Genomic DNA, 25,940 nt, shown 5'->3' on the forward strand with positions numbered 1-25,940 from the left:
TGCCTGTGGGAGCTGGCGCCAAGCCAGCTCCCACATGAGGTTTAGGGTGCTACACCAGACCCAAGCCGCTGAGCAGCATGTCGATCAACTTGATCCCGGCAAACGGCACCAACACACCGCCCAGGCCATAGATCAACAGGTTGCGATTGAGCAACGCCGCCGCGCCGATGGCCCGGTAAGTCACGCCGCGCAAGGCCAACGGGATCAACGCGACAATGATCAGCGCATTAAAAATCACCGCGCTGAGAATCGCCGAGTTGGGGCTGCTCAGGTGCATCACGTTCAAGGCGCCGAGCTGAGGGTAGGTCGCGACAAACGCGGCGGGGATGATTGCGAAATACTTGGCCACGTCATTCGCCACGCTGAACGTGGTGAGGGCGCCGCGGGTCATCAGCATCTGTTTGCCGACCTCGACCACTTCGATCAACTTGGTCGGGTTGCTGTCGAGGTCAACCATGTTGCCGGCCTCTTTGGCGGCCTGGGTGCCGCTGTTCATCGCCACCGCGACGTCTGCCTGGGCCAGCGCCGGGGCGTCGTTGGTGCCGTCGCCGGTCATGGCCACGAGCTTGCCCTGGGCCTGGTAGTCGCGGATCAGTTGCAGCTTGTCTTCCGGGCGCGCCTCGGCGAGGAAGTCATCCACCCCGGCTTCCACTGCAATCGCAGCGGCTGTCAGGCGGTTGTCGCCAGTGATCATCACGGTCTTGATGCCCATGCGCCGCAGCTCGGCGAAGCGTTCCTTGATGCCGCCTTTGACGACGTCCTTAAGCTCCACCACGCCCAAGGCTTTGGCTCCGTCGGACACCACCAGCGGTGTGCTGCCACGCCGCGACACTTCATCGACTTTGGCCAGCAGCGCGGCCGGGAAGCTGCCGCCCAGGGCTTCGATGTGGCTGCGAATCGCATCCGCTGCGCCCTTGCGAATCGCCCGACCTTCGGGCAGATCGACGCCGCTCATGCGTGTTTGCGCGGTGAAGTGCACAAAGCTGGCGCCCAGGGCGTTGATGTCGCGGGCGCGGATGTCGAACTTCTGCTTGGCCAGCACCACGATGCTGCGGCCTTCCGGGGTTTCGTCGGCCAGGGACGCCAACTGCGCGGCATCGGCCAACTCGGCTTCCTTCACGCCCGGCGCCGGTAAAAAGCTGCTGGCCTGGCGATTGCCCAGCGTGATGGTGCCGGTCTTGTCCAGCAGCAACACATCCACATCGCCTGCCGCCTCGACGGCACGGCCGGAGGTGGCAATGACATTGGCCGACATCATCCGGCTCATGCCCGCCACGCCGATCGCCGAAAGCAGGCCGCCGATGGTGGTGGGGATCAGGCAGACCAGCAACGCCACCAACACCGTGGCGCTGATTACGCTGCCGCTGCCGCTCATGGCCACGGCGAAGATCGAGTACGGGCTCAGGGTAGCAATCACCAGCAGGAACAGCAGGGTCAGGCCCACCAGTAAAATCGTCAGTGCGACTTCATTGGGCGTCTTCTGGCGCTTGGCCGATTCGACCATCGAGATCATGCGGTCCAGGAACGACTCGCCCGGGTTGACGCTGATGCGCACCACCAACCAATCGGACAGCACTCGCGTGCCGCCGGTAACCGAGGAGAAATCGCCACCGGCCTCGCGAATCACCGGCGCCGATTCACCGGTGATTGCGCTCTCATCCACCGAGGCCACGCCTTCAATCACCACACCGTCGAGCGGCACCAGGTCGCCGGCTTCGATCAGCACCACGTTGTCCTTGCGCAATAAGCTGGCTTCCATTGGCAACCAGGCCGCGCCATGACGCGGTTGTTGCAGCAGCTTGGCCAGGGTCTGGCGTTTCATGCCGCGCAGGCTCGCGGCCTGGGCGCGGCTGCGACCTTCGGCCAGGGCTTCGGCGAAGTTGGCGAACAGCACGGTGAACCACAGCCACAAGGTGATGCTGAGGATAAAGCCGCTGGGCGCCTCACCCTTGCCACCCAGGGACTGGAACCACAGCAAGGTCGTGAGGATGCTGCCCAGGTACACGACGAACATCACCGGGTTTTTCCACTGGGCCTGGGGCAGTAATTTCTTTAGCGCATCGACGCCGGCAGTGAGCACGATGCGTCGATCAAACAGAGGTAAACGAGCATTCTTCATGAGGGACATCTCTTACTCACTGACCGCAATAGAGGGCTGACGCGCATCCAGCGCCAAGTTGAGTTGCAGCACATTCACCCGTGGCTCGCCGAGCAAACCGAGGGTGCGGGCGGCGGTGTGGTCGTTGAGCAGTTGCAGCAGTTCGGTTTCGGGGACCTGCCGCAAGCGCGCCACCCGCGCCAGTTGCAGCCGGGCGTTGGCCACCGAGATGTGCGGGTCCAGGCCCGATGCGGATGCGGTGACTGCGTCCACCGGTACCGGTGCACCGGCGGGCAGGCCGTTATCCTGGCGATAGGCGTTGGCGCGTGCGCTGACCTGGTCCACCAATTTTTGGCTGGTCGGGCCCAGGTTGCTGGCGCCGCTGGCGCCTGCGTTGTAGGGCTGCGACACGCTTTTGCTCGGGTCTTGCGGGTCGGCGCCAAGGGTCATGCTCGGGCGCCCATGGAAGTACGTGGGCTTGCTGAAATCCTGGCCGATCAGCGCGGAGCCGATCACCAGCCCGTCGCGTTCAATCAATGAACCCTGTGCCTGAAACGGGAACAACAATTGCGCCGCCAGTGTGGTGAAAGCTGGGTAAGCCAACCCTGTCAGCAGCATGAAAAACACCGCCGAAACCAGTACCGGGCGCAGCAGCCCTTTGAATATCGATTGAGTCGTCATCAACATGTCCTCAGTTGTACGTCTGGCCGGACAGCAACTGCAGTTGCTCCACCAGCGGGCCGAGCGCGAGCGCCGGCAAGAAGGTCAGGCCACCCACCACCAGCACCACGAACACCACCAGCAGCATGAACAGCGGGGTCGCAGTAGGGATGGTGCCGGCGCCGGCAGGCACGGTCTTTTTCATCGCCAGGGAGCCGGCCACAGCGAGCATCGGCAGCATGGTGAAGAAGCGTCCGATCAGCATCGCCAGACCAATGGTGGTGTTGAAAAACGGCGTGTTGGCGTTCAGGCCGGCGAAGGCCGAACCGTTGTTGGCGGTGCCGGAGGTGTAGGCGTACAGCACCTCACTGAAACCGTGGGGGCCGAGGTTGTTCAGGCTGGCCATCGTGTCTGGCCACAGGGCGGCGAGGGCGGTGAAACCCAGAATGCTGATCGGGTGTGCGAGCACCGAGAGCATCACCAGTTTCATCTCACGGGCCTCGATTTTCTTACCGAGGAATTCCGGGCTGCGGCCGATCATCATGCCCACCAGGAACACCGTGAGCAGCGCGTACTGGATCAGGTTGATGAAGCCCACGCCGTCACCGCCGAATACGCAGTTGAGCATCATCTGCGCCAGGGGCACGAAGCCGCCCATGGGGGTCAGCGAGTCATGCATAGTGTTGACGGAGCCGGTGGTCGCCGCCGTGGTGGTGGCGATGAACAGGCTGCTGTCGGCGATGCCGAAGCGCAGTTCCTTGCCCTCCATATTGCCGCCGCTTTGCTCAATCGACAGTGTCTGGTTGGCGCCGGCCTGGGTCAGCAGCGGGTTGCCGGTCTGTTCGGCGCCATACACCAGCGCCAGGAAGCCGATGAACATCACCAGGAATGTGCCGAAAAACACCCAGCCCTGACGGCGTTGCAGCAACATGCTGCCGAAGGTGTAGGTCAGCGCCGAGGGGATCAACAACATGCTGAGGATGTGCAGGATGTTGGTCAGTGGTGTCGGGTTTTCGAACGGATGCGCAGCATTCATGCTGAAGAAACCGCCGCCGTTGGTGCCGATATGCTTGATCGATTCAAAGCTGGCGACCGCGCCCACAATCAACTGTTGCTGCGCACCTTCCAGCGTGGTGGCCAAGGCTTGGGAGGCGAAGGTCTGCGGCATGCCTTGCCATACATATACCAGCGCCATGCCCACGCACAGCGGCAGCATTACCCGGTACAGCGTGCGCGTGAAGTCGACCCAGAAGTTACCGATATCGGCGGTGCTTGAGCGGCTCAACCCGCGAATAAAACCTGCGGCGGCAACGACGCCCGAAGTGGCGCCGACAAACATCAGAAAGGTGATGACGGCCATCTGGCTGAAGTTCGACAGGCTGGTTTCACCCGAGTACGCCTGCCAGTTGGTATTGGTAATAAAGGAGGCGGCAGTGTTGAACGCCAGGTCCGGGGTTTGCGCGGCCAACCCCAGTGGGTTGAGCGGCATCACCGCCTGCCAGCGCAGGACGATATAGCCCAGCAACATCATCGCCGCGTTCGACAGCAGCAGGGCCGAACCATAGCGGGCCCAGCCCATGGTCTCCAGTGGATCGACGCCCAGCAGGCGATAGGTCAACCGTTCCGGCAAGGCATGGCGGGCTCCGGTGAACACCCGGGCCAGCCACTTGCCCATCAGCACGGCAAGCGCGGTCATCAACCCCAGGACCAGCGCAAATTCCAGCAAAGTGCTTAACATGTCGTGGCTCCGTTCAAATCTTGCCCATGGCAACAATGGCCATGGCAGTCGCAACAAAAAACACCAGGGAAAGCCCCATGAACATCACGTCGTACATGGCGAACTCCCTAGAACTTTTCAGCGCGAATGAGGGCGTAGCCCAAGTAAGCGAACAGCCCGACGGCACATAAACCGCTGGCGACATAGATGAAGGTCAGTGTGAGCACGGTGTAACTCCCCTTGTTGAATAAGCCGGCGAGGTTAAGCGTTGGCGTATCAAGCTCGGGCACTGATTACAGGCGGCGGTATTAAGACGGTATATAGAAGGTTTTTGCGTGGACCAACGAAAACAAGGGATAGCCCGATGCCGGGGTATCCCTTGAAAGTCTGGGGTTCTGCTGATTTCAGTGATCAGCTTATTTGGCTTTCTTTTTCTTCTCGCCGCGGGTGGCAAGGTGTTCGAAGCAAAACGCGGCGGTGCCGAAGAGTGCAATCATTGACAGGACGAGCATGCCTAAAGTTGAACTTTCCACGATGACTTCCTACGGGTTTTGGGGGTAGGAAGTGACGGTAAAGTGTGCGGCCTTAGTTGCTCAATAGGGACGACGTAATCGTTATGGCGAATGGGCAATCTATACGTATTCTTTACGCGAAATCGGTCACCGCATCTTTTATATCGAACGCGGTCCAGCAGCGGGAGCTGGCTTGCCAGGGATGGCAGCCACTCAGCGTGGCTGACACACCGAGGTGCCAGCATTGCCGGCAAGCCAGCGCCCACCTTACAAGTTACGACTATGCCGATAGTCGCTGACAGCCTCATACACGGCCTTGCGCAGCCGGTTGATACCGCCAATCGGTCGATGCGCCTCCAGCCCGAACCAAGGGTTGAACGATTGGTTGTCGCAAGCGAGGTTCAAGGCCGGCGTGTCGAAATCCTGTGCGGGGATGTTTACCTTGGCCACCGTTTCATAAGGCGCGTCGCTTTCCTTCCATTCGATACTGGTGTCTTCGATTGGCATGAATTTCTGCGGGTTCTGCCGCTGAATCTGCAACACAAAACACGCCGGCACTCGGTCGGTGGACAGTTGCTGATTCAAGGCGCTGCGCAGGAAATTCGGCAGGTCCTGATTCTGCTTTGGCAGCACATAGTCCGGGCAGTTTTGCGGATCGGGTGCCACGCGGAACTTGGCATTCGCCGCGCCAAACTTGTAGGGCGAAACTGAAAAGTAGGTGGTCTGCGTCGGGCTGGCCGGGGGGGGCGCCAGGGTCGCCAGGGCAATAAACAAGTGGCGCACCTGCCAGCTGCGTGGGTCGAGGTGGGGGAAGAACGCGATGACTTTCTTGCCATCGGCCTGGGCGCCAATGTTCTGCGCATACTCCGCTACGTCGCTGACAAAGAAGTTCGGGTGGCTGAACATCACAAAGTCTTGCTCGGTGCGTGTTTGCTGGTCCGCCATCAGCTGTTTGCCCGGCACATCCAACAGTTTGATTGCCATGCCGCGCGCATCACGGATGCTGTCGAACTGCGGATAGGCGTTGCCGTTGGACAAGCGCATGAGCGCCTGCCAGGTCTTGCCCGGTTCGGCGAAAACGCCCTGGCGCAAGGCCGGATCAAGGTCCTTCAGCACACTGACTTCGGCCTTCACGCAGCCATGCGCCTTGGCGTGGGCGTCACGCAGGTAGCGGGTGCCTTCGCGGTGCTGGTCGACGATACGCACCGCCGTCTGAATGATGCCCTGGCTCATGGCCGCTTCACCGGGCGGGACCTGCTCGTCGGGTGACACCGGGCCACTGTGTTGCCAGGCAAACCAGGCCGTTGCCAGCAGCCAGCCCAACAGCCCCAGGCCCACCAGCCACAACAGGGTTTTACCCAGAAAAGCGCCGAGGCGCAGCCACAGACGCGCAAGCAGCGAAGGTTGTTTGTATTCAGATCGGATCATCATGGCAGTTGTTGCTCCAGCGGGCCGCCCAGCACTTTGAGGTATTCCAGCAGCGCCCAGCGTTCCTGCGGCAGCAAGGTGCGGCCGATCACGCCATTGCCACGCTTGCCGTCACGGAATTCGTGACCGCTGTTGTGGTTGCCGGTGATAGTGGTGTCGAACACAAAGGCATTTTTGAACGCGCCGGTCTCAAAGCCCAGGTGGCGCGGGTCGTAGTTGAACGTGCCTTTATAGAAGGTGGTGCTGCGCTCGTCCTGAGGCGAGAGCAATTGGAAAATCGTCGGCACCGAGCCGTTATGCAGGAACGGCGGGGTGGCCCACACGCCGGCCAATGGCCGCGCCTTGTACGCGCGCAATTCGCGCACGCCAATGGGCAGGCCGAACCCGTCCAGGCTGGGGCGCTCGGCCGGGGTCACTCCGGCCGCGCGGTAGGCGTGGTCCTCGACAAAGGCGGTGACGTAGGCGAGGCCCTGGGCAACCGACATTTTGTGCAGGTCCAGCGGGGCGCTTGGCTTGGGGTGCAACTCGACGTTGAGTGTGGCCAATTCCGCCGCGTCCCATTGCAGGGCGCTGAGGTCGTAGCGTTGATCGGCGATGTTATTGGCGGCGCCGGGGTCGGTGCCAATGTAGTCCACAGGCAGCATCTTCAGTTGCTGCACCGGGCGACCATTGACCTGATTGACGGCGGGCACATGGCAACCGGCGCAGTTCTCGGCGAACAATGCACGGCCTTGGGCGGCGAGGGGCTTGTTGATGGCCCCGAACAGGTCCTCCGGCCAGGTGGGTGGTTTGAGGCGTTGCAGGGTCTCCTCGATTCGGTTGAGGTCACGCACCCGTACGCTCGACGGGTAGCGCGCGTCGCCCTGAAGAGGCTGGCCGGCGCTGTCGAAGAAATCCAGGGTGGCGCCCACACCAAGGGCTTCGCCGATATTGCGCGCCATGGGTTGCTGGGCTGAGCCGTTCCACTGCACCCAGTCGAAGGTCCAGATATCCCACAAGTGTGGGTAGTCCACCGGCGCATTGGCGACGCGATAGTTTTCCGCTGAAATGGCGTCGCCGAAACTGGCATTGGCGATGCGGCCAAACGCATCGGTGCGCCCTGGTCCTTCTTCGGTGGGGTAGAGGCCGCGGTGTGTGTCGTTCCAGGCAACGCGCAGGAATTGGTTCAGCGATGCTTTGAAGTCCTGACGCAATTGTTGCTTGTTGTACTCGTCATAGTCGTGACCGAGCACGCTGTGGGCGAAGCGGTCGAACTTCCACGGCAGGTAATAGGTGGCGGCAAGACTGGCCACCAGGGCTTGACCGAAACTGCCGCCACGCAGGGTCGGCACGCTGGAGGGCAGCACGTGCTGAGCGGAGCCACCGTCGATGCGCAGGGCCTGGTTGTTGACGTGCAATTCGCCGGTGTGGCAGGCGGCGCAGGTGATATCCAGGTATTCAACACGACTGCCGGCGTTCTGGTGCCGCGCGAAACCTACCGGCAGGTTGCCGGGGTTCTGCGCGGTAGGAACTTGCTTGGGGTCGACCAGGAAACCGAAGCGCGCGAGGTATTCGGGCGTGGCAAACCGCTGCGCCGAAAACGGCAGTTCCAGTGCGGTAAACCAGTCGTAATGCAGGCCTTTTACCTGGGTGCCCTGGGGCGTGAAGTAATACGTCTGGCGATCAGCCGCACTCCATTGATCCTGGTAGTGCACCTGCTCCACGGGCACGTAGTCCGGCAACTTGGGGTTGACGGTGTAATAGAGCACCACGGTGAGGGCAATGCCCAGCACCGCCAGTATCAGGAGTAAAACACGGGAAAAAATGCGCAAGATAACTATCCTTGTCGAGTTGTAGCGTTCTTATGCCATTGCGCCTCAGGTGCGGCAAGTGGCCAGTAGGCTGGTTGCTGGTCGTCCGCGATCCTTCGCGGAACACCATAATGAATGAAAATGCTTTTAAACACGTGAACTTATCAGAAGTTTCCTGCTCAGATGCCGGTAGCCATTGGTCGTGGCCGCCTGATAAGCTCGCGACTTTACTCGAATGCCCTTTTGGCGCACGAACAAGGAAATAGCATGAAACAGCATCGGTTGGCGGCGGCGGTGGCCCTGGTTAGCCTGGTACTTGCGGGTTGTGATTCGCAGACCAGCGTAGAGCTGAAAACCCCGGCGCAGAAAGCTTCCTACGGCATCGGCCTGAACATGGGCAAAAGCCTTGCTCAAGAAGGCATGGATGACCTGGACTCCAAAGCGGTAGCTCAGGGCATCGAAGATGCCGTTGGCAAGAAAGAACAGAAGCTCAAAGACGACGAGCTGGTTGAAGCGTTTGCCGCACTGCAAAAGCGTGCTGAAGAACGCATGACCAAAATGAGCGAAGAGTCGGCAGCCGCCGGCAAGAAATTCCTTGAAGAAAACGCCAAGAAAGACGGCGTAGTGACCACAGCTTCCGGTCTGCAGTACAAGATCGTGAAGAAGGCTGATGGCGCTCAGCCTAAGCCGACCGACGTGGTGACTGTTCACTACACCGGCAAGCTCACCAACGGCACTACCTTTGACAGCTCCGTGGATCGCGGTAGCCCGATTGACCTGCCGGTCAGCGGCGTGATCCCGGGTTGGGTCGAAGGCCTGCAACTGATGCACGTGGGCGAGAAGGTCGAGTTGTACATCCCGTCCGATCTGGCCTACGGCGCGCAGAGCCCGAGCCCGGCGATTCCAGCCAACTCCGTGCTGGTATTCGATCTGGAACTGCTCGGCATCAAGGACCCAGCCAAGGCTGAAGCCCCTGACGCGCCTGCTGCTCCGGCTGCCAAGAAGTAATCGGCACCTGAACACACGACGCCCCGTTTCGACGGGGCGTTGTCGTATCTGGCGTATGGCAAAATTGCGCCAATCAAACCTGATGCAAATCCAAACGAACCCCTGCAATCTGAAACAGTCTGATATAAGACTCGAGCACGGGTAGCCGCACCGAAGCGCCAAGTCAATGAAATCTTGGGTTTTTTTTATGTGCGCAAAAAACGCCCGATCTGACTGAAAGCCTTGTAGTCCGTGGCTTTCAGCCGATAAAACAGGCTCTGTTCACAAGGTTATCCACAATTTGTGTGGATAACCTTTTATGTCGCCTGGAACTGGAGTGACGCATGAAACCACCTTTCAATTTCACCCGCTTCCTGCCCATGGCTGCGCGCTTGTTGGGCCGTGGGCGTTTACCGACCCTGCTGTTCGCGGTTGCCGCCAAAGGCTCAAGCCAAGGCAACCGGCTGGGTAATCTCAAGGATGACCTCAAGTTGCTCCAGGCCCTGTGCCTGGCTTACTGGCGCGGAGAGTACCGGGCGATCAGCCCCAAGGCGCTGATCTCGGTGGTGGCGGGGTTGATGTATTTCCTCAGCCCGATCGATGCGATCCCGGACTTTATCCCTATGTTCGGCATGCTCGATGACATCGCTGTGCTGGCATGGGTCATGAAGACCTTGAACGGCGAGCTGAGCGCCTTTCGCGCCTGGCGCGACGCCCAGCGCCCGGAAAAACTCGCCGTGGTTGAGCGACTGCCTGCGACGGCTGCGCTGCTGACCCAGGAAAACCCACAAAAAAATTGATGACTCTTATATCCCCTGCGACCTTTGCGGCTGTTAGGATTACACTTCTAAGGAAAGAACTTACTTAGTAAGTGTTGTAATCCTACGGGGCAGTCATGGATATTCAGATAATTTCACGCAATGGCGAGCCCGAGTATGCGGTGTTGCCATGGGATCAGTACCAGGCGCTGCTAAAAGCTGCCGGTCAGCCGCAACCCACGCTCGCTTCTTCCCCCGCCGCACCCCTCGCGATTGACCAGGGCCTGCGCCCGCTCGCAGACCTGAGCAGCCTGCGTGAAGCCAAGGGCCTGGCCATCGAAACCCTGGCCCGCACGGTGGGTATCAGCCCGTCCTATCTTGGATTGATTGAACGTGGTGAACGCCAGCCGGATGCCGCCATACGCCGCAGCCTGGCCTGGGAATTGGGCGTTGCAGGTTGGAGGGATGAATCTTGAGCCTACGAATCAGTCGTCAACACTGGGATGGGTTACTCAACGAACTGGACCAGGCGCGCCGCCAGCGCCATCTGCTGACCTACCGCGCGCTGCTGGAGCGCCTGCAGTTCCCCACGCCGGCGATGCAGACGCTGGCCGCGGCCCTTGAACACCTGGCCGCACTGGACGCCAAGGCCGAGCAGCCATTGCGCAGCTCGCTGGTCATCAGCCAGGGCGCCAGCCGCTTGCCGCGTACCGGCTTCTTTGAGTGTGTGGAGCGCCTGGGGCGTTTCAGTGGGCCATCCGATGGTGTGGCGGCGGCATCCTGGCATGCCTCGGAAGTGGTGCGAGTGTTCGAATACGAGTACCCGGAATCCGCCGAGGCTTAAAGCGGCTGCGGCACGCTGTCCATGCTGTCGATGACATGAATGCTGTAACCGGCCACATCCTTGGCGTGGTGCTTGGCCTGTGAGGCCAGCTCCGCCAACTGGCTGGCATCCAGTTGTCCACAGGCCTGTGGATACAAATGCACCACACCGATCGACAGCGACAACAAGGCGAACTCCTGGCGCACGCCCTGGCGGTTCAACGCCACGAAGCAGCCGGCGTCGATGTGTTCGGTGCGATAGAAGCGCCGGCATTGGGTGTGGAAATCGTCCAATAACTGGTTGAGCCGCTTGCGCCAATCCTGCGGGCCCAGCACCAGTAAAAAATCATCCCCGCCGATATGGCCGACAAAGTCGCGGCTCGGGTCGACCCGGTCGTTCAGGCACTGCGCCAGGCACAGCAACACTTCATCCCCGCGCCCGTAGCCATAGATATCGTTGAACGGCTTGAAACTGTCGATATCTACGTAGCAGATCACTGACTCGCGCCGTTGTTGCAGCAAGCGCGTCAGGCATTGCTGAATCGGCACATTGCCGGGTAGCAGCGTCAGTGGGTTGGCGTAACGCGCTTGTTGGATCTTCAGCTCGGTGATCAGCTTAAGCACATCAATGACCCGACCCAGGCCGAGGTAATCGCCGTTGAGGGTGATGATGAAATCTTCTTCAATTCGCTGGCGTGCGCGGCTGGTCAACAAGCGGCTGACTTGCTGCAGGGACTGGCTCAATTCCACGGCCAGAAAGTCATCGCTCATCAAGCGGCTGATGGGTTTGCGCGCGAACAGGTCGGTGGCGAACGGCTTGAGCAGCGCGTCCGACAAGGAATGCCGGTGCACGATGCCGACCGGGTGGCCGCGGCCATCCAGCACGGCCAGGGAGTTGAGGTTGGCCTGGCGACGGAAGGATTCCAGGACCAACGCAGTGGCGGTGTCCTGATCCACCGCCGGTTGCTCGTTGAGCAGGGCGCTGAGGTCGCTGCCTTCTTCGCTGAGGGCGAGGTTGGCATTGTCTTGCTTGGGCAGCATCAGGCGTGCTTCCTGGGGCGGCTGTTCCTGCGGACGGCAAAGCAGGTAGCCCTGGACCAGATCAACGCCCATCTCGGTTAACACCGCCAGTTCTTCCGGCAGCTCAATGCCCTCTGCAATCACCTGCGCACGCGAGGCGCGGGCGATTTGCAGGATTGAGCCGACAAACTCACGCTTGAGCGCGTCCTGGTGGATGCCGTCGATAAAATGCCGGTCGATCTTCACGTAATCCGGGCGCAGTTCCGACCATAAACGCAGGCTGGAATAGCCGGCGCCCAAGTCATCCAGCGCGATGGCGAAGCCCATGTCGCGGTAATGATGCAGCGCAGTTTGCAGCAAGTCGAAATCGTCGGTGGGCGTCTGCTCGGTGAGTTCGATCACCACCTGGCTGGGTGGGATACCGAAGTCGCGCAACAGTTGCAGCGTGCGACCCGGCTGATGCGCCGTCTCCATCAAGGATTCCGGCGAGATGTTCAAGAACAGTTTGCCCGGCAGTTTCTGTTCACTGAAGCGCCGGCATGCGCTTTCACGGCAGGCGATTTCCAGTTCACTGAGGCGCCCGGCATGGCTGGCCACCGAGAACAGGGCGACGGGGGAGTGCAGTGGGCTGTTGGACGGGCCACGGCTGAGGGCTTCGTAGCCGAGGATGCGCCGCTCGGACAGGCAAATGATCGGTTGGAACAAGCTGTGCAAACTGCCTTGAGCCAGGATTGAGCCCAATGCATTCAGCTGTTCGGTCATGGTCATGGCGATCTCGATCGAAAAAAAAGGACCGCAGGCATTAAGCCTGCGGTCCTTCATTTCACGACAGAATGATGTCTATATGATGACACTCCAGGGAGCGCTCACATTAAATTGTCATCATTTACTGCTTGGCCACCTGCTTGCTGATTTTCAGGTAGTCCAGCAGGACCCGGCCAGTCTCGGACAGGTAGGCGTCGTCTTCCGGCTTGGTTTTTTCAGGCTCGGTTGGCAGTGCATCTTCATCTTCTTTCTTCAGCTCTTTGAGCGGGTCTTCGCCCTTGGCCTTGCGGCGGGCGTTTTCCAGCACAAGCTGCTGATTCTCGATGTCGGTGTGCTGCGCACGGCGATCCGCTTCATTGAGGCTGACGGTTTTTTCTTCCATCAGCTTCTTGGCCAAGGCCAGTTTGTCACGGATAAACACGAACTCGGCATCCTTGGCGGAGCGAGTGTCATGGTCAGCTTTGAGCTGCGCCAGGTACGGCTTGAACGGGTCCGAAGCAGGTTTGATCGCAGGGCGAATGGTGTCCCACGGCATCGCTTCAGGCAGCGCGCTTTCGCCGATTTCCTTGGTGTCGATGATCGACGGGAAATCAACATCCGGCAGTACGCCCTGATGCTGGGTGCTCTGCCCGGAAACCCGGTAGAACTTGGCAATGGTCAGCTTCAGTTCGCCATGGTTGAGCGGCTGAATGGTCTGCACGGTGCCTTTACCGAAGGTCTGGCCGCCGACGATCAACGCGCGGTGGTAGTCCTGCATGGCGCCAGCGAAAATCTCCGAAGCCGAGGCCGAGAGGCGGTTGACCAGCAACGCCATCGGACCTTTGTAGAAGGCGCCCGGGTTCTCGTCTTCGAGCACGTCGACACGGCCGTCAGCGTTGCGGACCAACACGGTCGGGCCCTTGTCGATAAACAGGCTGGTCAGCTCGGTGGCTTCCTGCAGGGAGCCGCCGCCGTTATTGCGCAGGTCGATGACCACGCCGTCGACTTTTTCCTTATGCAGCTCTGTCAGGATTTTCTTCACGTCGCGGGTGGTGCTCTTGTAGTCCGGGTCACCGGCGCGGAACGCCTTGAAGTCCAGATAGAACGCCGGGATCACCACGACGCCCAGTTTGTAATCCTTGCCATCCTGCTTGAGCTTGAGGACTTGCTTCTGCACGGCCTGATCTTCGAGCTTCACCGCTTCACGGGTGATGGACACGATCTTGCTGGTCTGGTCGTTCGGCGCATTGGTGTGCGGAATCACTTCCAGGCGCACCACGCTGCCTTTTGGCCCACGGATCAGCTTGACCACTTCGTCCAGACGCCAGCCGACCACATCGACCATCTCTTTGTCGCCCTGGGCCACGCCGATGATCTTGTCCGCCGGGGCGACCTGCTTGGTCTTGTCGGCAGGACCTGCCGGCACCAGACGCACGATCTTCACCTGGTCATTGTCGCTTTGCAGGACGGCACCAATGCCTTCCAGCGACAGACTCATGTTGATATCAAAGTTTTCCGCGTTATCTGGCGACAGATAATTGGTGTGCGGGTCGTAGGACATCGCGAAGGTGTTGATGTAGGCCTGGAAGATATCTTCGGCACGGGTCTGGTCCAGACGCGCCAACTGATTCTTGTAGCGCTTGGTCAACAGCTCTTGAATGGCCTTCGGCTCTTTGCCGGCGATCTTCAAGCGCAGCACTTCGTCCTTGACGCGTTTGCGCCACAGGTCATCCAGCGCGGCGGTGCTGGTCAGCCAAGGGGCGTCCTTGCGGTCCACCAGAAGGGTTTCCTTCTGCGTGAAGTCGAGCTTGTCGACGCCCTTGTTCAACTCACCCAAGGCGAAGTCCAGACGCGCTTTGACGCGGTCCAGGTAACGCTTGTAGATGGTGAACGCAGGCTGCAGGTCGCCGCTTTTGAGGAGGTCGTCGAACTGTGTCTTCCACTTGTCGAACTCAGCGATATCGCTGGCCAGGAAGTAGCTGCGCGACGGGTCCAACAGCTTGAGGTAGCTGTCGTAAATGATCACCGAGCGAGCGTCGTCCAGCGGCGGCTTGCTGTAGTGATGGCGCTTGAGCAACTCGACGACGTTAAGGCTGGCAATCACCTCATCGCGATCAGGCTGAAGATTGTCCCAGCTATTGGCTGCGAACGTATTGGTCGACATCGACGCGAAGCCGAGACCAATGAAAAAAGCGAGGGCGGTGCTGGGGAACAGATGCTTCATGCTGATTCGACGCGGGGGCAATTGATAACGCATATTAGGCCGTCTTTGAGGGAGCCGGTTCCATATGATCCGGTCGCATAATGCAAAAAGCCCGGCGCTACAGCTACGGGCTCAGTCCAGACTCACTATGGAGGCACTGTGAAAGCATTGCAAGGCGTTGAAGGTCATGTGGAGTGGTTGGAAGAGCCCAGTCCTACCTGCGATGTAGGCCAAGTTCGCATTCGTGTGGCGGCCGCTGGCCTTAATCGCGCTGATTTGTTACAGCGCGCCGGGCTCTATCCGCCGCCTCCGGGGGCTAGCCATGTGCTCGGCCTGGAGTGTTCCGGGGTGATCAGCGAAGTGGGCGCAGGTTCGTCCTGGCAAGTCGGCGATCGCGTCTGCGCGCTGCTGGCCGGTGGCGGCATGGCCGAAGAAGTGGTGGTGGACGCGCGCCACGTGCTGCCGGTGCCGGAAGGTTTGTCGCTGGCTGAAGCCGCGGCGCTGCCAGAGGTGTACAGCACGGCGTGGCTGAATCTGTTCCAGTTGGCGGGCCTCAAACCCGGCGAAAAAGTCTTGTTGCATGCCGGCGCCAGTGGCGTCGGCTCGGCGGCGATCCAGTTGTGCAAGGCATTTGGCAGCCCGTGCTGGGTCAGTGTCGGCTCGGCGGAACGGCTGGCCTACTGCGAGGCACTTGGCGCCCAGGGCGGCGTGGTACGTACCGACGGCATTGAAGGGCTGCGCGATTTTGGGCCGTTCGATGTGATCCTCGACCCGGTCGGCGGCAACTATGCTGGCCTGGACCTGAAGCTGTTGGCCCTGGATGGTCGTTGGGTGTTGATCGGCTTGATGGGCGGGCGTGATGCTCAGCTCGACCTGGCGCAGGTGCTGGGCAAGCGCATTCAGTTGCTCGGCTCGACCTTGCGCAGCCGCAGTGATGAGTTCAAGGCGGGCCTGTTGAGTGATTTGAGCCAGCAGGTGTGGCCGCTTTTTGTTGAGGGCCGTTTGAGTCCGCAACTGGCCAAGACTTTCTCGATCAGGGATGCCGAGGCGGCCTTTGCCGAATTGGCGAGCAACCAGATTTCCGGGAAATTGGTGTTGGTGATTGACGAGCGCTTGGTCTGATCTCAAGTTGAAATGTAACCCGGTGTGGGAGGGGGCTTGCTCCCGATCGCAGTGTGTCAGATGAAGAATTCTTCACTGTCATACCGCTATCGGGAGCAAGCCCCCTCCCACATTTTGATTGGATTCAATTCAAAGAGGTTGGGGTCAGACCCAGTTGTGGATCGGCCAGCCGGCTTTTTCAGCATGCTCGCGCAACACCGGGTCGGGGTTCACCACCTGCGGGTGATCGACCTTCAGCAGCAATGGCAAATCATTGCGCGAATCCGAGTAAAAGTACGCCCCTTCCAGTGATTCACCTTCCTGCTCCAGCCATTCCAGCAACCGGGTGATCTTGCCTTCACGGTAAGTCAGTACGCCCACGGTTCGGCCGCTGTAAGCGCCATGGCTGACTTCCAGATCAATCCCCAGCACTTCATCAATACCGATACGTGCGGCAATCGGTGTGACCAAGTGCGTACCCGAGGCGGAAATCACCAGAATCCGATCGCCATTTGCACGGTGCCGGGCGATGGTTTTGGTGGCGTCGCTGTAGATCAGTGGCTCAATCACATCCTCGACCCATGGCTCTACCAGGTGGTCGATTTCCTCCTGCGTGCGCCCGATCATGGGCTCCAGGCTGAAGTCCATGAAGTCTTCCATCAACAGCTTGCCCTGGCTGTAGGCGTCCATCAGTTCGTTGTTCTTGCGCATGAACGACTCAGGGTCGACCCAGCCCAGGCGGCCCATCTGCTCGCTCCACAACGTGGCGCAGTCGCCGTGGATCAAGGTGTCGTCCAGATCAAAAATTACCAATGCCATCCGTCATGCTCTCTGAATTAATTCGTTGCGTCAGGCTACTTCACACAACGCACTTGGGTCGATGGAAAGTGCCAGGCGCTGCCCATCCGGGTGCAAGTCGTCGGCGGACCGGTTGAGCACGTCGACCACCAACTCCACACCGCGCGCTTCGATGCGATAGCGAATCACATTGCCCAGCAAGCTGTGGCTGCGCACCAACGCATCCAGCTCGCCGCTGCGGCTCAGTTCGATGGCTTCCGGGCGAATTGCGATGCGCCCGTTGATCGGGCGTTGCAGCAACTGGCTGGCCTTGTCGGCGTCGAGCAGGTTGTAGTTGCCGATAAACCCCGCGGCGAATACATCCACCGGCGCGGTGTAGAGGGTCTCGGCATCGCCGCTCTGCACAATCTTGCCCTGGTTCATCAGGAAGATGCGGTCCGACATGGTCAGGGCTTCTTCCTGGTCATGGGTCACGAAGATCGTGGTCAGCCCCAGTTCACGCTGGATCTGGCGGATCTGTTCGCGCAAGTGCTTGCGAATCCGGGCGTCCAGCGCCGACAGCGGCTCATCCAGCAGCAACAGGCGCGGGCGGGTCACCAGCGAGCGGGCGAGTGCCACCCGCTGGCACTGGCCGCCGGACATCTGGTGCGGGTAACGACCGGCGAGCTCCTTGAGTTCCACCAGTTGCAGCACTTCCTGCACACGCTTGTGGCTGTCGTCGGCGTTGACCTTTTGCATGCGCAGGCCGAAGGCGACGTTCTGTTCCACGGTCATGTTGGGGAACAGCGCATAACTTTGGAATACCATGCCGATATGCCGTTTCTGCGGGCTGAGGGGGACGATGTCCTGGCCATCCAGCAGAATTTTCCCACTGTCCACCGACGTCAGCCCAGCGATGCAGCGCAGCAAGGTCGACTTGCCACAACCGGAAGGGCCAAGCAGGGTGACGAACTCGCCCTTGGCGATCTCGCAGTTGATGTCACTGAACACCGGGGTGCCGGCGTAGCCTTTTTGCAGGTGTTGGACGCTGACGAAGCTCATTGGCTTTTGTCCTTGTTCAAGATATTGGCGGCCCAGGTCAGCACCAGCACAAAGAAGAAATAGGAAATGACGATGGCGCTGGTGAAGTGGCCGCTCGTGTTGCGCATGTTGTTCAGGTAGACCTGCAGGGTTTCGTAGCGGGTGCCGACCAGAATATTGGCGAACACGAACTCACCGAACAGGAACGAGAACGACAGCAGCAGCGCCACCATCAGGCCTTTGCGCAGGTTTGGCAGCACCACCAGGATCGCTGCCTGCCAGGTGCTGGCACCCAGCAGTTGCGAGGCGTCCATCAGGTCGCGCAGGTTGATCGCTTGAAGGTTGTTGGTGATCGCGCGGTACATGAAGGGCAGAGCCACGGTGAAGTAGCAGCCGATCAGAATCCACGGCGTGCCCACCATCGCAAATGGCCCGGAGCCATATAACTGCAGCAAGCCCACCGATGACACCACCGGCGGCACCGCGAAGGGCAGCAGGATCAAAATGTTCATCAGCGCGTCGAGTTTGGGGAAGTGGTAATGCACCACGAACAGCAGCGGCAAGATCAGCACCACCGACAGGATCAGCGCGCCCACGCACACCAGCAGCGACTGGCCGAAGGCCGCCAGGAAGCGCGGGTCGCTCCAGAGCTGCACGTACCATTTGAAGGTGAAGCCGGCGGGCAAGATCGTCGCCGACCAACTGCTGGCAATGGAGTAGACAAAGGTGCCCACCAGCGGCAACACCAGGATCGCGAATAACACACACACCACTATCCGATGGTAGAGGGAGGCCGAGCCGGCTTCAGCGCGAGACATGGTAGCTCCTCTTGAGCAGCAGTTGATGGACCACGGTGACCACCGTCATCAGCGCCACCAGCACCACGGCCAGGGCACTGGCCATGTTCGGGTCCAGGGAGATGTCGCCGGAGACCATCGCTGCGATGCGAATCGGCAAGACGTTGAAGTTGCCGGTGGTCAGCGCGTAGACCGTGGCATAGGCGCCGAGGGCGTTGGCCAGCAGGATCACGAAGGTGCCGAGCAGGGCAGGGGTGAGCACCGGCAGGCCGATGTGCCGCCAGAACTGCCAGCCGCTGGCGCCGAGCAGCGAGGCCGATTCGCGCCAGTCTTCACGCAACGCATCGAAGGCCGGGTACAGCAGCAGCACGCCCAGCGGAATCTGGAAGTAGGTATAGAGAATGATCAGCCCGGTCTTGGAATACAGGTTGAAGTCCTGAATGATCCCGGCCTGCTTGAGCATGATGGTGATGCTGCCGTTGAAACCCAGCAGGATGATGAACGCGAAGGCCAGGGGCACGCCGGCAAAGTTGCTGGTCATGTTGGCAAAGGCGGTCACGAAGTTGCGCAGCGGCCCATCCACACGGCGCAATGAGTAGCTGCCGAGCACTGAAATGATGATGCCGAACACGCTGGAATAGAAGCTGATCTCCAGGCTGTACTGGATGGCTTGCAGGTAGAACTTCGAACTGAAGATCCTGGTGAAGTTGGCCAGGCCCCAGCCGAACTCCTCCGATTGCAGGCTGTTGATCATCACCCACACCAGCGGGGCGATTTCAAACACGATGAAGAACAGCGCAAACGGCAGCAGGCAGAGGATCGCCAGCCATTTGCCACGGATGATGGCGCTCACTTCAGCAGCTCCCGGCATACAGGTTTGTCGTGGGGCACACCGAGCAGTTCGCAGACAGTGCCGCACAGTTCGGTTTGCTTGGGGCTGGCGCAAGGGTCGAAGGTGAAGGCCGAGCCCAGCACGAACAGTGGCACTTCACGTTCTTCCGGCAGCAGGCCGTTGTGGGAGCGATCATTGTTCATGCCGTGGTCCGCAGTCACCAGCACCTGGTAGCCGGCGTCGAGCCAGCCTTGCAGGTAGTCGGCGAGGATGATGTCGGCCGAGCGTGCGCTGTTGCGGTATTGCGGCGTGTCGAGGCCATGCTTGTGGCCGGCGTCATCAATGTTCATCGGGTGCACCACCAGGAAGTTCGGCGCGTGTTGGCGGCGCAGGCTTTCGGCATCGGCGAACAGGTGCGAATCCGGGTAGTGGTCATTCCAGTAGAAATGCCCGTGCTGGATCGCCAGCGCCTTGTCGTCGGTATGACGATCACGCGCGGCAATAAAGGGCGTGCGGTTATACAACTCGCTGACCCAGTGATAGGCGGCCGCCGCGGTAGTGAGCCCTGCGTCGGTGGCGTAATGGAAAATGCTGCGCTGGTTGGACAGGCGCGAGACATTGTTGTGGACGATGCCGCTGTCGATCGGTGGCACGCCGGTGAGGATGCATTCATACAACGGCCGGGACAGGGCCGGCAGTTCACAGTCCAGTTTGTAAAGCGCTGCGCGTCCTGCGCCGATATAGGCCTGGAGATGCCCCATGGCGTGTCGGGCAACCTCGTAGTTCAGGCCGTCGAGCACCACAAGGATGACGTTGTGCTTCATAAGGGGAGACGCTCCGCAACGATAGGCTTGACTCAATTTCACTTGAGGAACGGGGTCAAAACTGTGGGCGCGGACAAGCCCGCTCCCACACAAGCCCGTGCCCACATTGGATCTCCAATGTGGGCTACAGCCTTACTGCATATTGATGATGACTTCTTCCTGCCACTTCTGCGGCAGTGCCTTGGAGGTCTTTTCCCACGCGTCGGCATCTTTGATCGGCGTGACTTTCTTGTACTGCTCGTTAGGCAGCAGCTTGGCCTGGACGTCGGCAGGCAAGGTCAAGTGCTCGGCACGGATCGGACGGGCGTTGCCGCGCGCCAGGTTGGTCTGGCCGGCGTCGCTGAAGATGTATTCGCGGGTCAGCTTGGCGGCGTTCGGGTGCTTGGCGTATTTGTTGATGATGGTGGTGTAGCCGGAAATCACCGAGCCGTCCGATGGGATCAGCACGACGTAGTCATCCGGGTTGGCCATCTTGGCTTTGTAGCTCAAGCCGTTGAAGTCCCAGACCACGCCCACTTCCACTTCGCCTTTTTCCATGGTGGCGATAGTTGGGTTGGCCAGTGACAGGCGGCCTTGCTTGGCGATCTCGGCGAACATCAGCAGTGCCGGCTGAATGTTCTTCTCGTCGCCACCATTGGCCAGCGCTGCTGCCAGCACGCCGTTGGCGGCTTGTGCGGCAGTGCTCACGTCACCGATGGAAACCTTGTATTTGCCGGTCTTCAGGTCAGCCCAGCTTTTTGGGGCGTCGGAGCCGTGCAGCAGCTTTTTGTTGACGATAAACGCGATGGTGCCGGTGTAGGCCAGGGCCCAGTTGCCATCTTTGTCTTTCGCCCAATCCGGGACTTGTGCCCAGGTGCTTGGCTTGTACGGTTGCGCAACGCCCTGTTTCACCGCGATCGGGCCGAAGGCTGCGCCGACGTCACCGATATCGGCGCTGGCGTTGTCTTTTTCGGCAGCGAACTTGGCGATTTCCTGGGCCGAGCTCATGTCGGTGTCGATGTGCTTGAGGCCATAGGTCTTGGCCAGGTCTTCCCAGGTGCCTTTCCAGTTGGCCCAGTCATCGGGCATGCCGACGCTGTTGACGGCGCCTTCCGCTTTCGCGGCGGCTTCCAGCGTTTTCAGATCGGTATCAGCGGCCATGGCAGCGGTGCACATGGCAATGGTCGAGCCTAACAGTGATGCCAGGAAAAGCTTTTTCATCCGAAGCTCCTTTGGGCGTTTTCAACGCGGCGTTTTTAAGAACGTTTGCGGTGGTGTTGGACTAGGTCAGAGCAATACCTGAGCCAATCTAGGCTCGATGGATGACAGTTTCATGTCTGTGTCGTTTTTAAATCGCTTTTGTCGCTCAGTGCAGACTCAGCGTAGACCATGCTCAAGTACCCGCAGGCCCTGGACTTGGCCGATGTATTGCAGGGTGTGGTGCAGGGCCTGGACAGGGACTGTCATCTGTCGGTCATCTGTAATGCCTAGGCTGGCAGGCAATAGCAGAAGCCCAAATAAAGCGCGGTTTGTGCACTTGAACGGTGCTGGTCTAGTCCAGATAGGTAATGTTGATGCGTGATGAGGCAATCAAGGCGGTGACCTCCATCGGCCTGGCGCTGCAAGAGCAGATCGACCACGGCCTGTTGCCGCCGGCGAGTAAATTGCCCGCCGAGCGCAAGCTCAGCGAGTTGTTTGGTACCACTCGAATTACGGTGCGGGAAGCCTTGTTACAACTGGAGGCCCAAGGCCAGATTTATCGCGAGGAGCGCCGTGGGTGGTTTGTCTCGCCGCCACGGCTGGCTTACAACCTGATGCAACGCAGCCACTTTCACGCGATGGTCAGCGACCAGGGCCGCGTGGCGTCCACCGAGGTGATTTCTGCACGCCTGCAACCGGCGTCGGCAGCGGTGTGTGCGTGGCTGCAGTTGCCGGCGTTGTCGAGGGTGATCCAGATTTGCCGGGGCCGACGGATTGATGGGCGCCTGGTGCTGTATGTGGAGCACTACCTGAACCCGCAGTATTTTCCGGGGATTCTGGAATGCGACCTGAATCAATCAATGACCGAGCTGTATGCGCGCAAGTACGACTTGCAGTACGGCCGCGTGCGCTTCGAAATTGTGCCGACGTCATTGCCGGTGGAGGCCGCCGGCGCGTTGCGCGTGTCGGTGGGTAGCCCGGGCTTGCGCATCGCCCGGGTCAACTATGACCAGCACCAGCGCTTGATCGACTGCGACCTGGAGTTCTGGCGGCATGATGCGATTCATGTCGGCGTTGATGTGGTTTAACGCCCGTGGCGAGCCCGCTCGCCACGAAAACTCTGGCGGTCAGGTATCAGGTGTGAGGGTTTTAATGAGCTGATCCACATTGGTTTCCAGCTCTGCCACCGGGTCCGCGCCGTCGACATTCAACACCAACAATTGCGCACCACCTGCCGTCACCGCCGCTTTAACCGCTTCACTCGGCTGACGATGCTGCAGCACCACTGCCACGTCGTTGTCCTTCAAGCGCGCACTGAATGCCTGCAACGCTTGTGGCGTCCAGTCCGCATCCGGCCGTGCATCGGTAGCGACCACGTCCAGGTTCAAGCTGCTGACCAGATACGCGAAGTGATCGCTCAGGCTGACCACACTCAGGTTGTCCGCCTTGGCCAGCCGCGCCTCGCTGTGGGCGCTGAGCTTGAGCAGGCGTTGCTTGAGGGCCGCCAGGTTGGCGTCGATCTTCGGTTTGGCGCTGGGCGCCAGGCGGCCAAGGTCGGCGGCCATCACATCGGCCATGCGTCCCATATTGTTGCCCGACTGCCAGGGCTGGCTGTTCAAGCCATCAGCACTGCCAGGTTGCACGGCGATGCCTGGCAAACCGCCGTCCACCGGGCGCGCGGCGTCGACTTCGACGATACGGATATTGCTGCGCCGCGCCACCGGGTACAGCGGGTCGTCTGCCCACAGCGAGCGCAGGCCGATGGCGGCGTCGGCATCCTGCGCCAGGGTATTCAGCGCCGGGGCGCCACGGCCCGTGAAGTAGGACACCTGGCGCGAGCCGGGCAGGTTGGCCGGCGCAGCCCGCTCAAGCTGCACGTCGGTGCCCTTGAGCAGCACCTCGGCCAGCCCGTAGGTGATGGGCAAAGAAGCCAGGACCTTGACCGTTTTTTTGGTTTGGGTCAGGGCGGCATGGCCGAGGCCTTGGTTGACTTTGAATGCCTTGGGGTCGAGGCCGTCGACGGCCAGCGCCGAGGTGCTGAGCAAACAAGCGATGGCCAGGGCCAGTGGGCGAACGACAGGGCGCATTATCCAAGATTCCCTTTGAGGCTGGGCACGGTGCCGCGCGCGATGGCGGCGAAGGCGAAGGCGATACCGGCGACCAGAATGATCGCGGCGCCGGAGGGGATGGGCAGGTCGAAGATGATCGGCAGCAGGATGCCGCACAGCGTGCTGAGTGTGGCAATCACCACCGATACCCAGAAAAACCCTTTGAGCGACTGGCTCAGCAGGCGCGCCGCGGCGGCCGGAATCACCAGCAGCGCGCCCACCAGGATGGCGCCGATCACCTTGACGGCCGCCACGGTGATCAGTGTCACGAGGATCACGAACAAGTAGTCCAGCGTCTTCACCGCCACACCGCGCACCGCTGCCAGTTGCGGGTTGAAGCTGGCCAGCATGATGCGGTTATACAGTGGCAGCGCCAGGGCCATCACCAGCGAGCCAACCACGCCCAGCACCAGCAAGTCATTGGCGTTCACCGTCAACACTGAGCCAAACAGCACGTTTTCCAGGATATGCACGTTGATCTTGCCTGCCAGGATCAACAGCAGGCTGGCGCCCAATGCCAGTGACACCGACAGGAACACGCCGATCAAGGTGTCCGGCGCCAGGCCGGTGCGGTTGCGCAGGTAATTGAGCAGGATGCCGAACAGCAGGCAGTAGCCGAACAGCGCGCCATAGGGCCCGGTATAGGGTTCGCCGAGCAGAATGCCCACGGCCACGCCGGTCAGCGCGGCATGCCCGACAGCCTCGGAGAAAAACGCAAAGCGTTTGACCACCACCAGCGTCCCCAGGCCGCCGAGTACCGGGCCTATCAGCAAACCGGCGAGCAAGGCATTGACCACAAACCCATAGGCCAACGCTTCCGGCAGGTACCCGGACGAGGCCCAGCCCTGGACCATCAAACGAAACGCTTCATAACTCATGGCGCCGAGCTCCGCGGGTGGGTGGAGAACAGGGTCAGCAGGCGGTCCGGGGTCAGCGCCGCGTTGGGGGTGGCGTCGAACAGCACGCGGCGGTTCAGGCCGGTGACGCGGTCGGCGAGACGGCCGACGGCTTCCAGGTCGTGTTCGATCCACAGCACGGTGATCCCGGCCAGCCGCCAGTCATTCAGCAGCCGTTCGAACACCTGGATACCCGCCTCGTCGAGGGCCGACATCGGTTCATCCAGCACCAGCAGGTGGGGCGACGGGATCAGGCCCTGGGCCAGCAACACACGCTGACGCTCACCACCGGATAACGCGCCCATGCGGCGTTTGCGCTTGTCCTGCATACCCACCCGTTCCAGCGCCTCGCCAATCGCGGCGGCGTAGTGTTTGGACAGGCCCAGAAACGCCGGGCGGCGTTGACACATGGCGGCCATGAAGTCGTCCACCGTCATCGGCAAGCCCCGGTCGAATTCCAGCGCCTGGGGCACGTACCCGATGGTGCCGGGCGTCGTTGGCCATTGCAGGCGCAATTGACCGTGGTGCGGCGTTTGCCCCAACAGCGTCTTGATCAGCGAACTTTTGCCGCCGCCGTTCGGGCCGACCAACGCATGAATGCTGCCCGGTTCTACCTGGAAACTGACAGCGTCAAGAATCACCGTGCGGCCGAGGGTCAGTGACACGTTATCGAAGTCCAGGGTTGGGCCGACGCTGGCCGCTTTGAGTTGCTCCGCCGCTGTCATGCCCCCGACTCCTGAATCGCCCGCACCACGGTGTTGAGGTTGCCGGTCATTTCCACTTCGTATTTTTCGGGTGTGTATTCGCCGTAGGAAATATGCGACAGCGGGTACAGCTTGACCCCGGATTCACGCTGGATGGTCTCGACGTAGGTGGACGGGAAATCCATCTCCGAGAAGATCACCTTCACATCCAGGGCGCGCAGTTCGTCGATGGTTTTTTTCAACTGGCTGGGGCTTGGCTCGATACCGTGGGCGGGCTCGACCACGGCGGTGACTTCCAGGCCGAATTCGCGCAGCAGGTAGTCGTAGGCGGCGTGCACGGTGGCCACGCGCAGGTCGGGGTTGGGCGCGCTGGTCAGCTTGGCCAGGGCGTCGGCGCGCATCTGGCGCAGGCGCTTGCCGTAGGCGCGGGCATTCTGGGTGTAGGCCTTGGCATTGTCCGGGTCAAGCTTGCCCAACTCGCGGGCGATGTTGTTGACCTGGGCAATCGACGCGCTGATCGACAGGAAGGTGTGCGGGTTGACCACCTTGCCCGCGCCACGCGCGGCATTCCCCGTGGCGGCGAGCAACGGCACGTTGGCGTTGGCCTCGATCACCGGGATGTCCGGGCGCTCGCTGGTGGCGATCATGCGGTCGGCGAAATCGTCATGTCCGACGCCGTTGAGCACGATCACATCGAGGGTGCCGATGCGCTTGATGTCTTCGGCGCGCGGCTCGTAGGCATGCGGGTTGAAGCCTGCCGGAATCAGCGGGACCACGTCGGCTTTGTCGCCGACAATGTTAGCCACGTAACTGTAATAAGGGTGCAGGGTGATGCCGATACGCAAGCGTTTGGCCGCCTCGGCATTTGCCAAGGGCGCCAGCATCAGGCTGAACAGGCTAACCAGCAACAGGCGCAACAGGGGAGATGAAATAGACATGGGC

At 60.7% G+C, this 25,940-nt stretch carries 24 protein-coding genes; 6 read left to right on the forward strand and 18 right to left on the reverse strand.

Translation table 11 applies throughout. The features are described 5' to 3' along the window. Positions 1-49: 49 nt before the first annotated feature. From kdpB to CPH89_RS20640, 6 genes are all read right to left on the reverse strand, one after another. On the reverse strand, positions 50-2,119 hold the full coding sequence (gene kdpB / locus CPH89_RS20615; RefSeq protein WP_096236842.1) for a potassium-transporting ATPase subunit KdpB: 2,070 nt from the start codon (positions 2,117-2,119) through the stop codon (positions 50-52). 12 nt (positions 2,120-2,131) lie between these two features. After that, entirely contained in the window at positions 2,132-2,779 is a 648-nt protein-coding gene (kdpC, locus tag CPH89_RS20620) for a K(+)-transporting ATPase subunit C (RefSeq protein WP_053255365.1), read from the reverse strand. A 10-nt stretch (positions 2,780-2,789) separates the two neighbouring features. Next, complete coding sequence (gene kdpA, locus CPH89_RS20625; protein WP_053255292.1) at positions 2,790-4,496, reverse strand: potassium-transporting ATPase subunit KdpA; 1,707 nt, start codon at positions 4,494-4,496, stop codon at positions 2,790-2,792. Between the two features lie 107 nt (positions 4,497-4,603). Next, positions 4,604-4,765: a K(+)-transporting ATPase subunit F gene (gene kdpF, locus CPH89_RS30955; protein ID WP_367946851.1), complete on the reverse strand. Its 162-nt coding sequence runs from the start codon at positions 4,763-4,765 to the stop codon at positions 4,604-4,606. Positions 4,766-5,254: 489 nt separating this feature from the next. Further along, positions 5,255-6,418, reverse strand: coding sequence for a catalase family protein (locus tag CPH89_RS20635; protein ID WP_053255294.1), 1,164 nt, complete (start codon positions 6,416-6,418; stop codon positions 5,255-5,257). After that, entirely contained in the window at positions 6,415-8,226 is a 1,812-nt protein-coding gene (locus CPH89_RS20640) for a di-heme-cytochrome C peroxidase (protein ID WP_053255295.1), read from the reverse strand. The genes CPH89_RS20635 and CPH89_RS20640 overlap by 4 nt, the downstream gene beginning before the upstream one ends. A gap of 246 nt (positions 8,227-8,472) precedes the next feature. Here CPH89_RS20640 and CPH89_RS20645 point away from each other — a divergent pair, with 246 nt between their 5' ends. From CPH89_RS20645 to CPH89_RS20660, 4 genes are all read left to right on the forward strand, one after another. After that, complete coding sequence (locus CPH89_RS20645) at positions 8,473-9,213, forward strand: BamJ family beta-barrel-assembly machinery protein (RefSeq protein WP_053255296.1); 741 nt, start codon at positions 8,473-8,475, stop codon at positions 9,211-9,213. A gap of 323 nt (positions 9,214-9,536) precedes the next feature. Beyond that, positions 9,537-9,992 (forward strand): YkvA family protein, encoded by a 456-nt coding sequence (locus CPH89_RS20650; RefSeq protein ID WP_053255297.1) that lies wholly within the window; start codon positions 9,537-9,539, stop codon positions 9,990-9,992. Positions 9,993-10,087: 95 nt separating this feature from the next. Continuing rightward, positions 10,088-10,426, forward strand: coding sequence for a helix-turn-helix domain-containing protein (locus CPH89_RS20655; protein ID WP_053255298.1), 339 nt, complete (start codon positions 10,088-10,090; stop codon positions 10,424-10,426). Next, complete coding sequence (locus CPH89_RS20660) at positions 10,423-10,794, forward strand: hypothetical protein (protein WP_005786715.1); 372 nt, start codon at positions 10,423-10,425, stop codon at positions 10,792-10,794. The genes CPH89_RS20655 and CPH89_RS20660 overlap by 4 nt, the downstream gene beginning before the upstream one ends. Here CPH89_RS20660 and CPH89_RS20665 read toward each other — a convergent pair. Together CPH89_RS20665 and CPH89_RS20670 are read right to left on the reverse strand one after the other, a co-directional pair. Then, positions 10,791-12,560 carry a bifunctional diguanylate cyclase/phosphodiesterase gene (locus CPH89_RS20665; protein WP_053255366.1) on the reverse strand — a complete coding sequence of 590 codons (1,770 nt, stop codon included), beginning with the start codon at positions 12,558-12,560 and terminating at the stop codon, positions 10,791-10,793. The genes CPH89_RS20660 and CPH89_RS20665 overlap by 4 nt on opposite strands. 118 nt (positions 12,561-12,678) lie before the next feature. Next, positions 12,679-14,760 carry a carboxy terminal-processing peptidase gene (locus tag CPH89_RS20670; protein ID WP_232005391.1) on the reverse strand — a complete coding sequence of 694 codons (2,082 nt, stop codon included), beginning with the start codon at positions 14,758-14,760 and terminating at the stop codon, positions 12,679-12,681. 138 nt (positions 14,761-14,898) lie between these two features. On the opposite strand from CPH89_RS20670, the gene CPH89_RS20675 reads away from it, so the two are divergent. Continuing rightward, positions 14,899-15,861, forward strand: coding sequence for a zinc-binding dehydrogenase (locus CPH89_RS20675; RefSeq protein ID WP_053255300.1), 963 nt, complete (start codon positions 14,899-14,901; stop codon positions 15,859-15,861). 144 nt (positions 15,862-16,005) lie between these two features. Here the strand turns inward: CPH89_RS20675 and CPH89_RS20680 are convergent, their stop codons facing one another. The 6 genes from CPH89_RS20680 to CPH89_RS20705 all read right to left on the reverse strand — a co-directional run bounded on the left by CPH89_RS20680 (position 16,006) and on the right by CPH89_RS20705 (position 21,311). Then, on the reverse strand, positions 16,006-16,659 hold the full coding sequence (locus CPH89_RS20680) for an HAD family hydrolase (RefSeq protein ID WP_053255301.1): 654 nt from the start codon (positions 16,657-16,659) through the stop codon (positions 16,006-16,008). A gap of 30 nt (positions 16,660-16,689) precedes the next feature. Continuing rightward, a complete protein-coding gene (locus CPH89_RS20685; protein WP_053255302.1) occupies positions 16,690-17,679 on the reverse strand; it encodes an ABC transporter ATP-binding protein in 990 nt (329 codons plus the stop codon). Further along, on the reverse strand, positions 17,676-18,476 hold the full coding sequence (locus CPH89_RS20690; protein ID WP_053255303.1) for an ABC transporter permease: 801 nt from the start codon (positions 18,474-18,476) through the stop codon (positions 17,676-17,678). The genes CPH89_RS20685 and CPH89_RS20690 overlap by 4 nt, the downstream gene beginning before the upstream one ends. Then, positions 18,463-19,308: an ABC transporter permease gene (locus CPH89_RS20695; protein WP_053255304.1), complete on the reverse strand. Its 846-nt coding sequence runs from the start codon at positions 19,306-19,308 to the stop codon at positions 18,463-18,465. The genes CPH89_RS20690 and CPH89_RS20695 overlap by 14 nt, the downstream gene beginning before the upstream one ends. Further along, positions 19,305-20,111: an alkaline phosphatase family protein gene (locus CPH89_RS20700; RefSeq protein ID WP_053255305.1), complete on the reverse strand. Its 807-nt coding sequence runs from the start codon at positions 20,109-20,111 to the stop codon at positions 19,305-19,307. Before CPH89_RS20700 ends, CPH89_RS20695 begins: the two co-directional genes overlap by 4 nt. Before the next feature lie 132 nt (positions 20,112-20,243). Next, complete coding sequence (locus CPH89_RS20705; RefSeq protein ID WP_053255306.1) at positions 20,244-21,311, reverse strand: ABC transporter substrate-binding protein; 1,068 nt, start codon at positions 21,309-21,311, stop codon at positions 20,244-20,246. A 353-nt stretch (positions 21,312-21,664) separates the two neighbouring features. Here CPH89_RS20705 and CPH89_RS20710 point away from each other — a divergent pair, with 353 nt between their 5' ends. Then, positions 21,665-22,378, forward strand: a complete 714-nt coding sequence (locus CPH89_RS20710) for a UTRA domain-containing protein (protein WP_053255367.1) — start codon at positions 21,665-21,667, stop codon at positions 22,376-22,378. A 39-nt stretch (positions 22,379-22,417) separates the two neighbouring features. Here the strand turns inward: CPH89_RS20710 and CPH89_RS20715 are convergent, their stop codons facing one another. From CPH89_RS20715 to CPH89_RS20730, 4 genes are read right to left on the reverse strand one after another with little or no spacing between them, the layout of a single operon-like run. Further along, positions 22,418-23,377, reverse strand: coding sequence for a metal ABC transporter solute-binding protein, Zn/Mn family (locus CPH89_RS20715; RefSeq protein ID WP_053255307.1), 960 nt, complete (start codon positions 23,375-23,377; stop codon positions 22,418-22,420). Next, on the reverse strand, positions 23,377-24,276 hold the full coding sequence (locus CPH89_RS20720) for a metal ABC transporter permease (RefSeq protein ID WP_053255308.1): 900 nt from the start codon (positions 24,274-24,276) through the stop codon (positions 23,377-23,379). Before CPH89_RS20720 ends, CPH89_RS20715 begins: the two co-directional genes overlap by 1 nt. Next, positions 24,273-25,019 (reverse strand): metal ABC transporter ATP-binding protein, encoded by a 747-nt coding sequence (locus CPH89_RS20725; protein WP_053255309.1) that lies wholly within the window; start codon positions 25,017-25,019, stop codon positions 24,273-24,275. The genes CPH89_RS20720 and CPH89_RS20725 overlap by 4 nt, the downstream gene beginning before the upstream one ends. Continuing rightward, complete coding sequence (locus tag CPH89_RS20730) at positions 25,016-25,936, reverse strand: metal ABC transporter substrate-binding protein (protein WP_053255310.1); 921 nt, start codon at positions 25,934-25,936, stop codon at positions 25,016-25,018. The genes CPH89_RS20725 and CPH89_RS20730 overlap by 4 nt, the downstream gene beginning before the upstream one ends. Between the last annotated feature and the right edge of the window lie 4 nt (positions 25,937-25,940).

This window comes from Pseudomonas fluorescens (assembly GCF_900215245.1).
Taxonomy (GTDB): Bacteria; Pseudomonadota; Gammaproteobacteria; order Pseudomonadales; family Pseudomonadaceae; genus Aquipseudomonas; species Aquipseudomonas fluorescens.

What these genes read in the sequence shown, in the direction of transcription:
- kdpC (WP_053255365.1), bottom strand. Translation starts at nt 2,779, where the DNA reads ATGACGACTCAATCGATATTCAAAGGGCTGCTGCGCCCGGTACTGGTT.
- CPH89_RS20720 (WP_053255308.1), bottom strand. Translation starts at nt 24,276, where the DNA reads ATGAGTTATGAAGCGTTTCGTTTGATGGTCCAGGGCTGGGCCTCGTCC.
- CPH89_RS20650 (WP_053255297.1), top strand. Translation starts at nt 9,537, where the DNA reads ATGAAACCACCTTTCAATTTCACCCGCTTCCTGCCCATGGCTGCGCGC.
- CPH89_RS20670 (WP_232005391.1), bottom strand. Translation starts at nt 14,760, where the DNA reads ATGAAGCATCTGTTCCCCAGCACCGCCCTCGCTTTTTTCATTGGTCTC.
- CPH89_RS20700 (WP_053255305.1), bottom strand. Translation starts at nt 20,111, where the DNA reads ATGAAGCACAACGTCATCCTTGTGGTGCTCGACGGCCTGAACTACGAG.
- CPH89_RS20690 (WP_053255303.1), bottom strand. Translation starts at nt 18,476, where the DNA reads ATGTCTCGCGCTGAAGCCGGCTCGGCCTCCCTCTACCATCGGATAGTG.
- kdpB (WP_096236842.1), bottom strand. Translation starts at nt 2,119, where the DNA reads ATGAAGAATGCTCGTTTACCTCTGTTTGATCGACGCATCGTGCTCACT.
- kdpA (WP_053255292.1), bottom strand. Translation starts at nt 4,496, where the DNA reads ATGTTAAGCACTTTGCTGGAATTTGCGCTGGTCCTGGGGTTGATGACC.
- CPH89_RS20655 (WP_053255298.1), top strand. Translation starts at nt 10,088, where the DNA reads ATGGATATTCAGATAATTTCACGCAATGGCGAGCCCGAGTATGCGGTG.
- CPH89_RS20685 (WP_053255302.1), bottom strand. Translation starts at nt 17,679, where the DNA reads ATGAGCTTCGTCAGCGTCCAACACCTGCAAAAAGGCTACGCCGGCACC.
- CPH89_RS20725 (WP_053255309.1), bottom strand. Translation starts at nt 25,019, where the DNA reads ATGACAGCGGCGGAGCAACTCAAAGCGGCCAGCGTCGGCCCAACCCTG.
- CPH89_RS20705 (WP_053255306.1), bottom strand. Translation starts at nt 21,311, where the DNA reads ATGAAAAAGCTTTTCCTGGCATCACTGTTAGGCTCGACCATTGCCATG.
- CPH89_RS20645 (WP_053255296.1), top strand. Translation starts at nt 8,473, where the DNA reads ATGAAACAGCATCGGTTGGCGGCGGCGGTGGCCCTGGTTAGCCTGGTA.
- CPH89_RS20635 (WP_053255294.1), bottom strand. Translation starts at nt 6,418, where the DNA reads ATGATGATCCGATCTGAATACAAACAACCTTCGCTGCTTGCGCGTCTG.
- CPH89_RS20680 (WP_053255301.1), bottom strand. Translation starts at nt 16,659, where the DNA reads ATGGCATTGGTAATTTTTGATCTGGACGACACCTTGATCCACGGCGAC.
- CPH89_RS20710 (WP_053255367.1), top strand. Translation starts at nt 21,665, where the DNA reads ATGCGTGATGAGGCAATCAAGGCGGTGACCTCCATCGGCCTGGCGCTG.
- CPH89_RS20665 (WP_053255366.1), bottom strand. Translation starts at nt 12,560, where the DNA reads ATGACCATGACCGAACAGCTGAATGCATTGGGCTCAATCCTGGCTCAA.
- CPH89_RS20715 (WP_053255307.1), bottom strand. Translation starts at nt 23,377, where the DNA reads ATGCGCCCTGTCGTTCGCCCACTGGCCCTGGCCATCGCTTGTTTGCTC.
- CPH89_RS20730 (WP_053255310.1), bottom strand. Translation starts at nt 25,936, where the DNA reads ATGTCTATTTCATCTCCCCTGTTGCGCCTGTTGCTGGTTAGCCTGTTC.